15 protein-coding genes are annotated in these 13,950 nt (G+C 32.8%); all 15 read right to left on the bottom strand.

Features of this window, described 5'->3' with window-relative positions:
- Positions 1-34: 34 nt before the first annotated feature.
- Positions 35-910: a glycosyltransferase gene (locus Q0L00_RS16405; RefSeq protein WP_297337974.1), complete on the bottom strand. Its 876-nt coding sequence runs from the start codon at positions 908-910 to the stop codon at positions 35-37.
- Complete coding sequence (locus Q0L00_RS16400) at positions 897-1,796, bottom strand: glycosyltransferase (protein ID WP_297337973.1); 900 nt, start codon at positions 1,794-1,796, stop codon at positions 897-899. The genes Q0L00_RS16405 and Q0L00_RS16400 overlap by 14 nt, the downstream gene beginning before the upstream one ends.
- Positions 1,793-2,641, bottom strand: coding sequence for a glycosyltransferase family A protein (locus Q0L00_RS16395; RefSeq protein ID WP_297337972.1), 849 nt, complete (start codon positions 2,639-2,641; stop codon positions 1,793-1,795). Before Q0L00_RS16395 ends, Q0L00_RS16400 begins: the two co-directional genes overlap by 4 nt.
- A gap of 24 nt (positions 2,642-2,665) precedes the next feature.
- Positions 2,666-3,631: a glycosyltransferase family 2 protein gene (locus Q0L00_RS16390; protein ID WP_297337971.1), complete on the bottom strand. Its 966-nt coding sequence runs from the start codon at positions 3,629-3,631 to the stop codon at positions 2,666-2,668.
- On the bottom strand, positions 3,628-4,578 hold the full coding sequence (locus tag Q0L00_RS16385) for a hypothetical protein (protein ID WP_297337970.1): 951 nt from the start codon (positions 4,576-4,578) through the stop codon (positions 3,628-3,630). The genes Q0L00_RS16390 and Q0L00_RS16385 overlap by 4 nt, the downstream gene beginning before the upstream one ends.
- A gap of 63 nt (positions 4,579-4,641) precedes the next feature.
- Positions 4,642-5,439, bottom strand: coding sequence for a glycosyltransferase (locus tag Q0L00_RS16380; RefSeq protein ID WP_297337969.1), 798 nt, complete (start codon positions 5,437-5,439; stop codon positions 4,642-4,644).
- On the bottom strand, positions 5,436-6,410 hold the full coding sequence (locus Q0L00_RS16375) for a glycosyltransferase family 2 protein (protein ID WP_297337968.1): 975 nt from the start codon (positions 6,408-6,410) through the stop codon (positions 5,436-5,438). Before Q0L00_RS16375 ends, Q0L00_RS16380 begins: the two co-directional genes overlap by 4 nt.
- 2 nt (positions 6,411-6,412) lie before the next feature.
- Complete coding sequence (locus Q0L00_RS16370) at positions 6,413-7,144, bottom strand: hypothetical protein (protein ID WP_297337967.1); 732 nt, start codon at positions 7,142-7,144, stop codon at positions 6,413-6,415.
- On the bottom strand, positions 7,141-8,403 hold the full coding sequence (locus Q0L00_RS16365; RefSeq protein WP_297337966.1) for an ABC transporter ATP-binding protein: 1,263 nt from the start codon (positions 8,401-8,403) through the stop codon (positions 7,141-7,143). Before Q0L00_RS16365 ends, Q0L00_RS16370 begins: the two co-directional genes overlap by 4 nt.
- Positions 8,396-9,184 (bottom strand): glycosyltransferase family A protein, encoded by a 789-nt coding sequence (locus Q0L00_RS16360; RefSeq protein ID WP_297337965.1) that lies wholly within the window; start codon positions 9,182-9,184, stop codon positions 8,396-8,398. Before Q0L00_RS16360 ends, Q0L00_RS16365 begins: the two co-directional genes overlap by 8 nt.
- Positions 9,181-10,068 (bottom strand): glycosyltransferase, encoded by an 888-nt coding sequence (locus tag Q0L00_RS16355; RefSeq protein ID WP_297337964.1) that lies wholly within the window; start codon positions 10,066-10,068, stop codon positions 9,181-9,183. Before Q0L00_RS16355 ends, Q0L00_RS16360 begins: the two co-directional genes overlap by 4 nt.
- Before the next feature lie 2 nt (positions 10,069-10,070).
- Complete coding sequence (locus Q0L00_RS16350; RefSeq protein ID WP_297337963.1) at positions 10,071-10,934, bottom strand: glycosyltransferase family 2 protein; 864 nt, start codon at positions 10,932-10,934, stop codon at positions 10,071-10,073.
- Positions 10,925-11,626 carry a hypothetical protein gene (locus Q0L00_RS16345; RefSeq protein ID WP_297337962.1) on the bottom strand — a complete coding sequence of 234 codons (702 nt, stop codon included), beginning with the start codon at positions 11,624-11,626 and terminating at the stop codon, positions 10,925-10,927. The genes Q0L00_RS16350 and Q0L00_RS16345 overlap by 10 nt, the downstream gene beginning before the upstream one ends.
- Complete coding sequence (locus Q0L00_RS16340) at positions 11,623-12,540, bottom strand: hypothetical protein (protein WP_297337961.1); 918 nt, start codon at positions 12,538-12,540, stop codon at positions 11,623-11,625. The genes Q0L00_RS16345 and Q0L00_RS16340 overlap by 4 nt, the downstream gene beginning before the upstream one ends.
- On the bottom strand, positions 12,537-13,925 hold the full coding sequence (locus tag Q0L00_RS16335; RefSeq protein ID WP_363318558.1) for an MBOAT family O-acyltransferase: 1,389 nt from the start codon (positions 13,923-13,925) through the stop codon (positions 12,537-12,539). The genes Q0L00_RS16340 and Q0L00_RS16335 overlap by 4 nt, the downstream gene beginning before the upstream one ends.
- Between the last annotated feature and the right edge of the window lie 25 nt (positions 13,926-13,950).

Here is a 13,950-nt window from a genome sequence, read left to right as displayed (position 1 = left end):
ACCTTTTAATCTTAGATAACTGACTTTTTATAAATTAAACTTCCTTTAAGGTCTTTAAATCCAAAGACTTGCCCTTCTTTCCTACAAATCCCGCACAAATACCCATCAATCTCATTTTTGATGTTCTCCATCCGTTTTCAGCAAAAAGGCCACCAATAAGACGCTTACTTTGCAAAATCAAGCAATCTAGAAGTGTGAAGAGTGAAAAATGTATTCTTACAAAGTGTACAAAATTCCTAGATTGATAATAAGACCTCCAAAGATGGGAGTGTGACTTTCCTTCCCCCCACCCCTCATGTAAAATTTCCAAATAAGGATTTTTTACCACACCAATTTTAAATCCAGCCTTTCGGATTCGGTAGCAATACTCAAAATCGTCAAACATCATAAACCAATCCTTTAAAGGGAATCCTACTTGAAGTAAATCTTGAAAACGTGCAATGGCTCCATCAAATAATGCGAAATCTGCTTTTAGAATTTCTGCCTCATTGGGGTAAAGAGCTTTTCGTTTACCCAAACTGACTAAGGAACCTGCAGATGAAATCATTGAAATGTCTGAAAAATGAATTTTATTTACTAAGAACTCCAAATAATCGGGTTTGGGTATACTATCATCTTCCAAAAATACAACATAATCAAGATTAGGATTCTTCAACCTAATATGATCGAGACCCAATGCAATTCCAGCTCCATGGCCCATATTATCTGATCTTGATATCACGAATAGATTTAGTTTTTCTTTATATCCCTCTAATACATCTGATGTACCATCATCACTTCCATTATCCACTATAATAAAACCTGTAAATTTCCAATGGAACTTTTCTATTGCTTGAAGAATTCTGTTCAACAAATCTCTTCTGTTATAAGTCACCATAAGAAAAATAACTGAAGGATTAATTTTGATCATTTCGCAAGGAAACAGTTTCCCCTTTTATACCTCTTAAATAATGATTAAATGCCAAATAAATCATTTTAAAATTTTTTACCCCATATATTGGACCATATCTGAAACCAAAAAAAGACTTAGGAATCCATTTTAAAATTAGATTATTACGCATAGACCTAAGCGTTAGCGAATCTGAAATAAAAAGTAAATTTCGTAAACTATAATACTCACGGTTTAAATTCTCTTTTTTAAGGTAAATGGGTCGCTCAAAACCAGTTTTATTGAATCTCTCCCTTGCTTCTAAAAATAATTTGCAGTCTACCAATAGACTAAATCCCTTACGACTTACTTTCAGACAGAAATCCAGTTCCTCAAATCCGAAAAACAACTCAGGATCAGGTAAAATTCCTTCATCCACTACCCTTCTATTCACCAGCATGCACATCCCTCCAGCTATAGTATCAACTTCCAATGTCTCTTTTTTTTCCAAGAGTCTGGATTGAATCCGCTTAATAACCCCTTTTTTCCGATCAAAAAAATGGCCTACTGCTCCTAGGATGCCAACGAAATGATTATCGTTCCTAATTGCTAAAAGTTTTTCAAAACAATCTATCTGGAATGGAGGATCATTATCATCCCCCCAGTAAATCCAGTCCATGCCAGATTCTGCACAAAGTTGTAAACCTACCGCAGCCCCTCCGGCTGGACCAGCATTATAACCCATTCTATAATAGTGAAGCCTAGAATCCAAAAGGCTGGCGATTGCATGATCAGTTTCCAGGTTATCGGAGTTGTCAACAATCCAAAGTAACTCTGGTGGATGACTCTGGTCAAACACTTTTTGTATCGTACTCAATAGAACCTGTGGGCGATTGTAGGTAACTATAAAACCTCCTAATCTTGTCAATTTTTAGGACTTTCTGGATATAGCTTTAATGCGATGAAAGGTAAACAAGAAATAAATAATCTGCCAAAAGTATCCAACCTTTTAAAATTTAGCTTATAGGCTATAAGTAAATGTTTTCTAGCTTCAGAAAACTTCCTAAATCTCATAAAATTCACACCCAGAATTTGATGATATATTCGCTTAATCCGATTGGATAAGAGATGATTATGTTTTTCCAAAATAATAGTTAGCGATTCAGTGACATTGGTTAAATTATTGTTTCCTCCATTAGGATTTTGAAAATAATACAATACCGATTTAAAGATTTTTTTTACTTGATATCCCTGCCATTCAATTCGAAAAAATAATTCTGTATTTTCCCCAAACTTCAAACGAGTATCATAACCTCCCAACTTTAGAAACAATTTTCTATTAATTACAAAACTTCCGGATACTTGTCCAATGTATCTTCCTTCTTTTGGAATAAATTCATTTTTTCTTATCCCCTGAATCAAAATATAACCAGCAGAGAATACTAATACGTCCCTATATATTTCAATTTCTTTTTGAAAATCATATAAGGCATTTGGCAATAGTTCATCATCTGAATCCAAAAAAATCAACCATTCACCTGTAGCAAGCTCTACACCTTTATTTCTGGCAGCAGAAACCCCCTTGTTTTTTTGATAGTGATATGTAACTTTAGGGAATTTAGAGACAATTTTTTGTGTGCTGTCTGTAGAACCATCATCAACTAAAATAATTTGATGTGGTGAATAGGTCTGAACTAAAACTGACTCAATGGACCTCTCTAACGTAGCTGCCCTGTTGAAACTTGGAATAACGACGGAAAATCTTGGCTTCAATTAATAAATAAATTTTAAGGTTGACTAGGGGTTGAATAATTTTTTATTCCTATTGAATCCAGCAATTGCAAAGGAATAATTTTTAAAAAAAAATTTAAGCTTAGTCATTGTAACCACCTTACTTACACGTACTTCATATGTTTCATTTAGGAAAGTAAAACTCTTTATTACCCCCTTTAAAGAGATCCAAAGTGCATAAAATAAATGTTTCTTAAATTGACTTATAGTTTTAAATTCATTTACTCTATAACTAGCCAAAATAGGAAAACTTAAACTGATTCCAACTTTTAATTTAAGATAATAGTCAAAATCTAGTCTTTCACGTGGAATTGCGTGGTAAAACTTCAATTTATCTAAAAACACCAAGTCAAACCCCATGAGTTGAAGTGCATAACATAATTCCACATCACCACCAGAACTCAAAGAATCTCCTTTTCGGCAGGTAAGAAGTGAAGTAAACCCTCTTTTTTCAAGCTCAAGCAAAGGAGCTTTTTTATAAAAGCATCCGGCACCATAAAGATGGGAGTACAGTTCCAATACTTCACCGGACTGCCCCTGAGGACCTACCGCATAGGATTTTGAAAATTTTCTGAACCAATCCGGAGTATATTCAAGTTTCGGAATACCTAATCCACCCAAAGCTCCAATAGTTGGATGAGAAAACAAAAAGTCTAATCCTGTTTGAATGTAGTCAGAGAAAAGATGATTATCATCATCGCAATCTAATATATAGTCATAATTGGCAAGCCTTATCCCCATCCAGAATGCATTCATTTTACCTGGTACTTTACATTTCTCAACGCGATAATCTATTTTGGTTTTTTTTAGAAAATTTAAAGAAAATTCAAATGAATCATCTAACGAATTGTTATCAATAACAATTAACTCCCAAGAATACCTAGATTTTAGCTCGCAAATATGTTGGAGTGTATCATAAAGTTTCCCCAATCCATTATAGGTACAGATGACAATGCTTACACCAGGATTCATCTGCCTTCAGAATAAAATTTTTTAACAAATCTCTTTAATTTAGATTTCAGCCTACCCTTTAAGTTTATTTTTGATAAATTTGATTCATTATTAAATTTCAAAAGAGGCCTCTTATTTTTAAAACTATGATAACCATTCTTTACAAGTTTGTCTTCGTAGGCTTCAAAAAGGCCAGTTAAAATTTGTTCTGATTCGGGATTAATAATTTCAGAAAAAATTCGCTCTGTAATTTTCTTCAAGCCTGGTTTAAAGCCACTGAAATGAAAAAAAATCAAAGGATAGGTTATTTCATTTACAAAATATCCTTTTTTGATTGCTAGAAGTTTTCGCTCACTAAAATTCCACCAAGCCATATTCCAACCGGGGTTTTTGACGGGTATGATCTTTTCGAAAAAAATGGGAGCCAAATCCATCCATTTTTGATCAACAAATATCCCTTGACACTTATCAATACGGCAATGCTCCTTTAGCCGTTCTTTCCACCATTGGATCAGTCGAAATGATTCTTTTCCCCGTCTCATTCCTATAAATCCCAGATTATACATACCATGACGCAGTGAAGCAAATTCACCAGAACTCGGTTTGTTGGAAGTATAAATCAGATTAGGAGTAAGCAGGACTTCATTTCTTCCAAATTCATTCTCCAGTACCAAAGGTGAATGGTAAAAGACAATATCCGGGTCAAGGTAGAAAATTTGATTTGTACTAGGATAGTTTTGAAATAAATACTCGAAATAAAATGGTTTTACTGCTGTATTAAACTCTACGATATCATACTTATCAAGCATAGATTTGAACTCTTGATAGCCCAAATCCAAACAAGGCAAAACTTCAAAATCCTTTATATTTGAATAATCTATCGAAGAATCAAATTGGTCAACCAAACCGATTATAAATTTGGCATCAGGAAGAAATTGCATAATTGACTCTCCCAGTGAAATAGCCATGGAAAGATAATTATTGGAGCAGAGTGTGAAATAAATGGAATTCAAGAAATGTAAGAGATTAAACTACTTGATCAGAGGTTTTTTTAAAATGTATTTGAAATACAAAATTCTGAGAAAATAAGAAAAGGGATTTTGCTGGATTTTTTCCAAAATTCGGAAATATTGTCTGTAATGATAATGAATTAAATAACCATGTTTAGACCCCAAATATTTAAGCGTAGTTTGTCGTTTTTGAAAATCAACTTGATCTATTAGAGAACCTCTTCTAATTCGATATTCAAATAACACTTCATTAAGAAAATAAAACTCTCCACCAGCTTGTGAGATTCGTATCCAAAGCTCCCAATCTTCTCCAAAAAACAATTCTCTATTTTCATCAAATCCACCTAAATCTAAAAAAAACTTTTTTCTAACCAAGGAACACATATCAATATAATTACCTGCTAATAATGAGTCAAATAAAAAATCTCTTACTTCAAAACGATTGGACCCAGCATCTCCTCCGAAAAAAAATGGCTTGCTGTATACTACGGCGATGCTAGGATTATTAACCATTACTTCTATAGATTTGGTTAAATAATCTGGGCGAATTATGTTATCACTGTCAAGAAACAAAAGAAACTCTCCTTTAGCATGACTAACTCCAAAATTCCTTGCCGCAGCAGCTCCCTTATTTGGTTGTTCCAAAATTTTTATATTTTGGTTCCCATAATCATTTAATATGTCTAATGTGAATTTATCAGTCGACCCATCATTAACTACTATTATTTCAATTTCTTTAAATTTCGAATTATAGCAACTATTAATTGCCTCTTTCAAGTACTCTCCTGAATTGTAACATGGGATAATAATGGAAATCAACGTATTAATCTAATTAATGAAACAAACCTCAATCTTATCCAATATGAAAATTCAAAACCGAAAATCTTATAGAGATAAAAGTACCGCTTGTACAAATTCACGTACTTTAAATTTGGATCAAGAACTAAAACTCTTCTAGATGCCATTTTTGCCAAAATCGGAAAAACATCAATTGATCTAACCACAAAATGGACATAATTATTAATTAATCCAGAAATTATGGTATCATTTGAACAATCAGTTAAGATTCTCTCATAGGATAATAAAGTTGCAAAATCAGATCGAAAAGCTGATAAGGATGTGTTTCCCGAAACACTAAATTTCCTGGGAATGCGATAAAATCCATAGGCATCGCCAATAAACCTTACTGACTTAGCATTTAATAATAGCCTAAAGAAAAAATCACCATCCTGATTTTTTAAAAGATAACTCTTCCATTCATGAACAATTAGATTTCTTGGAATCAAGAAACAAAAAACAGGAACAAATTTTTGTTCTTTCCACAATTCTGAAAGTAAATCAAAAGAATTATTTAACTCTCCATCATACTTATACTTATTAAGATGAATATTACAATTATGGGATCCGAAAAACTCCCAATTTGAAAATGATACTAAACCATAATCAATCAGGTTATAGGGTATTTGAATAAAAAGTTTATTAGGATGTAAAATATCATCAGAATCTAAATATTGAATAAATTGCCCTCTTGACATTTGAAAAGCATAATTTCGACAAGAATTACCTCCTTTAGGAAGATAATCAGGCCTTCTAAAAACCTTAAATCGTAAATCCCTACTTAAATACTCCTCCAATATCGGCCAAGAATTATCCGTACTATGATCATCCACAATTATACATTCCCAATTCGTGTAAGTCTGATCCAAAATGGAATCTAATGTCTCCCTTAGATAGGGAGCCTTGTTGTAATTTGGGATAAGGATGGAAACGATTGGATATTTGGATTCCACAATTAGGAAGGTGAGGTATTAAAAGAATTACTAGATGAAAAACGAGAATACTTATAAAACCTTTCTTGAACCATTGGTACACCTATTTCTTTAAGAAAAAATTGAGCAATAAGGTGCTCATCTGTCCTATGAGTATCGTCCAAATATACAATTACCTGATCTGAAAGCTTATTAATCATAAACCCCACAAATCCATACCGGGAGAGTTTACTCAAATCTCCTTTTGGCGCATCTACTAAAACCAAGTCAAACTTAAGTTCCGTGATTGGATGATTATCGGGAATATTATACCATTTTCCTTTACCTTCAAAAGAAAATGGATGATTTTCTGCCAAAGGAAAACAATAAAAATCAGCCTTAGCTCCTTGATTCTTAAGAAGCTCTTGCCAAGAGGAGTCGTCATCAATACTGATTAGCCTAGTTTCCAAATGATTTTTCTGTATAAAATTACCCAAAATCATCGTAGAGAGACCTGAGCCAAATTCGAATATAATTTTCGGCTTATAAATTACAATATCATTAATAATATGTTGAATTGTCTGAAAAGAAAGTGAATAGGATGTTTCTAAAAGAAAACCTTCTGGAAAATATGGCTTTAAAATTTCGAAAGCTTTCAATTCTCGCTTATTAAAATCTCCTAGAATAATTTTCTTACTTGTTTCGCTTTCGATAAAATAGGAAATTTTATCTATACCAAACAGCTTATCTCTAAATTTTATTAAAAAGTCTTTCATTGAACTATTTCAAATGGATAAATAATATTAGTTTGACCATTAGGAATCTGTAGGCCATTAGCAAAATATTTAGCATCTTCTACTTTAAAAGTAGTCACCGCGGGAAGCCAATGTGCTAATTCAATTCCATCATGGATATAAACTGTAAGTACATACTCATCTGGGACTAGAGGGCAGTTTGGAATTTTGAAAATTAGTTTACCCGATCTTAAATCCACACGATCCTCAATCCTTGAACTTAACCACAAAAGCCTTTGACCTAATTGAGAATCTATTCTTAAATCAACTCTTTCACTATAATTAAAATCATGCTCATTAAAATTCAAATTCAAGCTAATGAAAAATTCATTTCCTGATGTAACTGGACTTTGAACATTTTTATCACTTGAAATCAAAATATTTCTTAATGAAATCTTTTGATTTCCTTCTCCTTTTGGCATTCCATCTTTAATTTCGAAGAAATTGCCAGCATTTCCAGTTCCTAAATACCTGCTTAGAATATGATCTGTTGCGCCAGATGCGACAAAACTTCCTTTCCCAAGTAATATTGATCGAGAACAAAGCGTTTGTACGGCACCCATATTATGACTAACAAACAATACAGTTCTTCCTTGATTTTTACTTACATCCTCCATCTTCCCCAAACACTTTTTTTGAAATTCAAAATCCCCAACTGCCAAAACCTCATCAATAATCAAGATTTCTGGATCCAAGTGAGCAGCAACAGAAAAGCCTAATCTTACTTTCATTCCTGAAGAGTAAAATTTAACAGGAGTGTCAATAAATTTTTCCACCCCTGAAAAATCAATGATTTCATCTAGTTTGAAATCTATCTCTCGTCGGGTCATACCGAGAATGGTTCCATTCAAATAGATATTCTCACGACCAGAGAGCTCGGGATGAAAGCCCGTCCCGACCTCTAATAGTGAAGCTACTCTTCCGTGAATTTCTATTTTACCGGATGTAGGCTCAGTGATTTGGGAAAGAATCTTAAGAAGGGTAGATTTCCCCGCACCATTTTTTCCAATTATTCCCAAAACTTCTCCTTCCTTGACTTCGAAAGAAACGTCTTTCAAGGCCCAGAAAACAGACTCGTCCTCATCACCAAATCTATTTAGTTCCCGAAGTCTTTTTAGATTTTGCCAAGGGGATTTAATCACATTTGAGATTTGTCCAGTTAGGGTTTCAGCTTCCTTTTCCTTTAAACCTACCCGATAGCGTTTGGAAAGATTTTGGATTTTGATTACCGAGTTACCCATTAATGATAGATTTAAATAGCTTTTTTAAAATCAAAACTTTTTGAAGGTTAGAAAAATTCAAATCACTTCTACTACCCCATAAAATTTTGTAAAAATAATATTGCGAGTTAATAATTCTATTTTTACTCAAATTATTCGCATGAATACAATAAGTAGCAATCGGTTCCCTAGATTCAATTTGTGCCAATTTACCTATCGAAGCCATCCTGATCCACAACTCAATATCTTCATGAGGCCAACAATCTTGATTAAAATAACCTACTTGTTCAAAGAAGGATTTTCGAACAGTAATTGAATTAGTATGAAAATATCCTCCCCTCAATAAATAAGTAAGTAAAGAAGACTTTCCATCCCAAGAGGTTGTTCCAAAAATCTTTTTAATATTAGAATCTTCATATATCATTTCCACCATTCCAAAACAAGCGTCAACATTAGGATTTTCCATTAGAACTTTTAATGACCATTCAAATCGGTTAGGATAATACACATCATCCGCATCTAAAAAAGAAATCAAATCAAAACTTGAATTAATAATTCCCAAATTTCTTGATAAAGCAGCTCCTTTATTCTCTCTCTTTGGATGGGTAATCAAGCGAACTTTTTTAAATTTTGATTGGAGCTCAAAACAGATGTTATATGATTCATCTTTACTACCATCTTCTACCAAGATTAATTCTCCAACTTCTTCGAAACTTACAGCTGAATTTACAGCTTGTTCAATAAAATTAACAGCGTTAAAAACCGGAATGACAACGGATACCATTTTATTAAAAACTTTCATTTTATCCTTATTGCTTGAATCAAATATCGAAGGAAATAAAGAATGAAAAAAAATAGTGCTCGCCAATCTTTTGTAAACTTAAAAACAGGCACCAAATAATAAAAGGCTTTTAAAAATTTATAGGAAGTATTAGAACTAAACTTCATTAATTGCCTTAAAAACAAGCGATAAGATTTAATTTCCAAAGAAATATTCAAAGACCCAATTTTTTTCTTCTCAAGAATGAAAGGTAAAACACATTCGTTGGCTGCAATTGTATTTAGCAACCATTTTTCATTGGGATACCCTTTGGAAAAATGTTCAAGTAAAATCCCCGGTACGAAGTAATTTTGATATTTCTGGGAAACCTTATAACAAATTGAAGTATCATATCCATGAAAACCATCTAAGGACTCATCAAATTGGAATTCCTTCCATACAGATTTCTTCATAGCTAAAAACATACCATCCAATGAAAAAACTGGATGCGGATCTTGTACTCCATCTATGCAAACTACACCTCTTCCGACAACACCATTTTTCTGATTAGATAGAAAATATGAATGGAGGTATTTTGAATCACTCACCCACCAGTCAGAAGGAGAAATAGGCAGATATGAAGATCCGGCAATTCCTAGAATACCAGAATTGAATAGGGTCTCGAAATAATTCATTAATATATTCCCCCAATTTTCGGTATGAAAAACTATATCCTCATGGACAAATGAGAGAATATCAAAACTTGCATCTTTTGCGCCAATATTATAACCATTAGAAATAGAATATAAACTATCATTATTTTCTACTACGATAATTTCAAATGGAACTCCTACTGTATTTTTTACAGAATCTTTAAATTGATTTAAAAAAAATAAATTTTTTGAAACAACTATAATAGATATCATTCCTAGTTTATAGAATATTTATTATTTACAAATCTATCAGATAAAAATTTATAGGACTTAAAAATATAATAAAACAGGAGTGAATATTCGGCAGGAACATTATTTTTTTTAGAAATATTGCCAATAATTCCATTAAAAAACATTTTGTGCATGAAAGAATAAGATTTTTTTTCAATTAAAAATTTTTTTACTTGATATCGAAATTCCATACTATTTTTGATCCTTTCACTGTTTAAGGAACCTAACCTAGTGATTGACGAGGGTACTTCATGAATTACAGAACAAAAATAAGGACAAAATGAGAAAATAGGATTGACTTTAGCAAGTCTAAGAATCAGGTCATACTCCTGAGAACTAGAAATTAACTCATTCCAACCTCCAACTTTAACAAGCCAATATTTTGACCAAAGATTACTTGAAGTAACACCCAACCTAGTAACCAAAAGGCCCAATTTCCAATTCTTCCAATAATGTCTCTTTTTTTCACCGTACTGATTCCTATAAATAGAATTACCAACTATTAAACTTGATTTATTAATTAAATAAATAATATTTTTAGTAACTTTACCATCCAATAACTCATCATCAGCATCCAGGAATTGAATCCATTCATTTGTGCAATAAGTTAAACCTAAATTTCTTGCAGCAGAAGCTCCTTTGTTTATTCTGTTTTCATGAGTTAAGACTTTTAAAAGAGAATGAATTATTTCCAGACTTTTAGCTAATTCATAAGATCCATCTGAAGATCCATCATCTACTATAAAAATCTCGTTTATTTCTGGCTGAATCAATAGAGACCTGATGGCCCTTTCTAAAGTGTTTACAGAATTATAAACTGGAACTACAGCGGAGACTTTTATTTCCAAATTTGGTAAATATTAGTTTGATTAAATGAAAGATCAAATGACGTTACAGTAAAATCGGATAAAATAAGAAATTTTTCAATTTTCTTTAATTCATTATGATATTCATTTCTATCTCCATTATCAAATATAATAAATCCCCCTTCCTTCAATTTATTTATAGATTGCCTCAAACAAGCAATTCTCACCCTGCCATCAATTACAATAATATCAAAAAAATGATCGTCAAACCTATTAATTGAGTTTACATATTGTGTGAAATCAAAATTAATATATTTTGGATCTTTTTTAGAGTAAATGGCTTCAGAACTAATCGATCTTACAGGTTCAAATAATTTAACAGGGTTACTTCCTGGAAAACTATTATTAATATATTGTTCAAGTATTTCAAACCAATCTTTACTATGTTCAGCCGAATAGATTTTTACACCTTTCTTAAGAAAATAAATTGTTGAAGCACCAGATCCATATTCATATATTTTAAAGTCTTCCTTAATTAATTTATCTAAAAAATTTACAGCTGGAATAGTCATCCAAGGTATTCCCAACTCCATCCTATTCCGTTTAACACTATTTTGTTTTATATATTGATAAAAAAATCTTAAAGGTTTAAATATTGACTTGCCTTTTCTTTTAGCAATTTTTAATTCCTTGTAGAATTGATGAAAAAGCGAAATAAATCTTCGCTTTTTCATAACTCCTTAATCAATTCATGGAAATACATGGTAAAAACCTTTTGACCATAATAATTGAGATGGCCTTGATCCTTAAAAAATTTGGAGTTATTAATATCAAAATTATTAGGAAAAATTAATTTATTAGAAATTTGAGGTAATATTGATTTTAATATATCTTGGTTATCTTGATATCTAGGAGCAGAGAATAAGACCAAATTGATACCTTCTTCCTCAGCTTTAGATTTGATCTTCCACAAGTACTTCCAATCCTCTAAGTCTTTTTTTTGGGGAAGGACATAAGTCTTAATTTCTGATGAAGTGTAGTCAGCATTTTTCATCCCTCCTTTATAATCTGTAAAAATGTCTGATACTGATGGTTTCAAATTAACTCTACGTATTACTTCCTTTGGTGAGAAGTATTTGTTGTAATAAAAGTATCTCCACTGTGGTAAAATTGAACTTATTGAATTATTCAAAATTGGAATTTCTTCCTGAAGTACTATCCTAACTTCTGGATCATCCCAATAAGGAAGAAACGTAAATGCATGAAACTCATTACTGAATGAGGACTTGGAATTTAGAGAGGCCATATCCACTTGCAAAAACAATTTTTCTATTTGATTGGACTTTAGAAAAAGAGATAAAACCAAATAATTATCTTTGAACCCACTACCATTAGAGCCAAGATTAATCCCATTCCAACCAGTCAAACTATCTAACAAATTCATATCAAATGCTCCAAATGCTCGACTGGATCCTAAAACGGCATAATCCCAATTACCACCTTCTTGAGCTAGAATCCATTGTTTTTTTTCGGAGATATCTAAATATTTTTTCTGTTGGAAGAAAAAATCGCAAAAACTACCATACCCCAAAATAAAAATGAAAAGTAACCCTGATGAAATAAAAATTTTAATTAAAAACCTTTTCAAAACTGGAAATAAATAAAATCCTGAGGATTGAAGAATACTCCATAAAACAATATTAACCCTACAATCCCTAAATAACTTGAATATCTAAGAAATGGGTTTTTAAACTTTAAAACCTGATCGCCCTTCATAATCCATTCTAGACTTAATAAAATTATAACTAGAGTAATTGACAATACAAAAGTGCTAAAACGAAACCCATCCGTATAAGAATTGTTAAAAAGACCATTGAAATACCCCCAAGCCTCTCCCACGGTATCCGCTCTAAAAAACACCCAAGCCACGCAGACAAGAATAAAGGTGTAGGCCATTTGAAACAGTTCTTTTCCAGAAGGTATCACATGATCACCCTCATGCAAATGCGCTCTATTTTTCCCTATCAAGGAAATGGGAATAAACATGGCCGCGTGAATCCCTCCCCATATGATAAAGGTCCAGTTGGCCCCATGCCAGAATCCCGAGACCAAAAAAACGATAAAGATATTACGAATGGCTTTTGTTTTGGTAACTCTACTCCCTCCAAGCGGGATATAGACATAGTCCCGAAACCAGGTGGAAAGGGAAATATGCCATCTTCGCCAGAACTCGGCGATATCTCGACTAAAATACGGGGTTCTGAAATTCGTCATTAAATCGAACCCGAAAAGCTTGGCTGTTCCTATTGCTATATCTGAATAGCCAGAAAAATCTCCATAAATCTGAAAAGAAAAGAGTATTGCCCCCATAATCAATTCCAATCCAGAAGCGGTTTGATAGTTCTCGAAAATCGGATTGACCACCAATGAGCAGTTGTCAGCAATGACCATTTTTTTAAATAGTCCCCAAAGGATGAGTTTCATCCCATCAGAACCCTGTTGGTATTCGAATTCTCTCCTTTTCAGAAACTGAGGTAGGAGATTTGATGCACGCTCAATTGGACCTGCTACTAGTTGAGGAAAAAATGCTACAAAGGAAAAAAAAGCAATTGGGTCTTTGGTGGCTTCCATTTTCCCTCGGTAGACATCAATGGTATAGCTCATGGTTTGAAAAGTATAAAAGCTTATTCCTACCGGTAGAATTAGATTGAGTGTGCTGGCATGCGCTTGAAATCCTAGTAGTTGGATAAAATCCGTAGCCGACTCGATAAAGAAATTGAAGTACTTAAAAAAGCCAAGAAGGCCAAGGTTAAAGGCAATAGAAAGAGTCAAATAGAGATTCTTTCCCTGAAAAGGTTTTAGGATTGAAGATCGGTAGTCGACGATCGAAGTATCATTCGAAGCCACTTGTCTATCTTTCGATATATTCGGTCCTGATAAGCGAAGACCGCACCAATAGTCCAATGCCGAACTAGCTATAATCAATGCCAAAAACCGCCAATCCCACCAGCCATAAAAAACATAGCTAGCCAATAGAATAAAGGCATTTTGAAGTTTT

Origin of the sequence: Algoriphagus sp. (assembly GCF_024305035.1) — a bacterium.
GTDB lineage: Bacteria > Bacteroidota > Bacteroidia > Cytophagales > Cyclobacteriaceae > Algoriphagus.
Note: the sequence above shows the minus strand (reverse complement) of the source record. Positions and strands in the feature narration are given on the sequence as shown.

Bases quoted from the DNA above. Each gene is read 5' to 3' on its own strand.
- Q0L00_RS16405 (WP_297337974.1), bottom strand. From the start codon at position 910: ATGATCAAAATTAATCCTTCAGTTATTTTTCTTATGGTGACTTATAAC.
- Q0L00_RS16390 (WP_297337971.1), bottom strand. From the start codon at position 3,631: ATGAATCCTGGTGTAAGCATTGTCATCTGTACCTATAATGGATTGGGG.
- Q0L00_RS16385 (WP_297337970.1), bottom strand. From the start codon at position 4,578: ATGGCTATTTCACTGGGAGAGTCAATTATGCAATTTCTTCCTGATGCC.
- Q0L00_RS16370 (WP_297337967.1), bottom strand. From the start codon at position 7,144: ATGAAAGACTTTTTAATAAAATTTAGAGATAAGCTGTTTGGTATAGAT.
- Q0L00_RS16365 (WP_297337966.1), bottom strand. From the start codon at position 8,403: ATGGGTAACTCGGTAATCAAAATCCAAAATCTTTCCAAACGCTATCGG.
- Q0L00_RS16360 (WP_297337965.1), bottom strand. From the start codon at position 9,184: ATGAAAGTTTTTAATAAAATGGTATCCGTTGTCATTCCGGTTTTTAAC.
- Q0L00_RS16355 (WP_297337964.1), bottom strand. From the start codon at position 10,068: ATGATATCTATTATAGTTGTTTCAAAAAATTTATTTTTTTTAAATCAA.
- Q0L00_RS16345 (WP_297337962.1), bottom strand. From the start codon at position 11,626: ATGAAAAAGCGAAGATTTATTTCGCTTTTTCATCAATTCTACAAGGAA.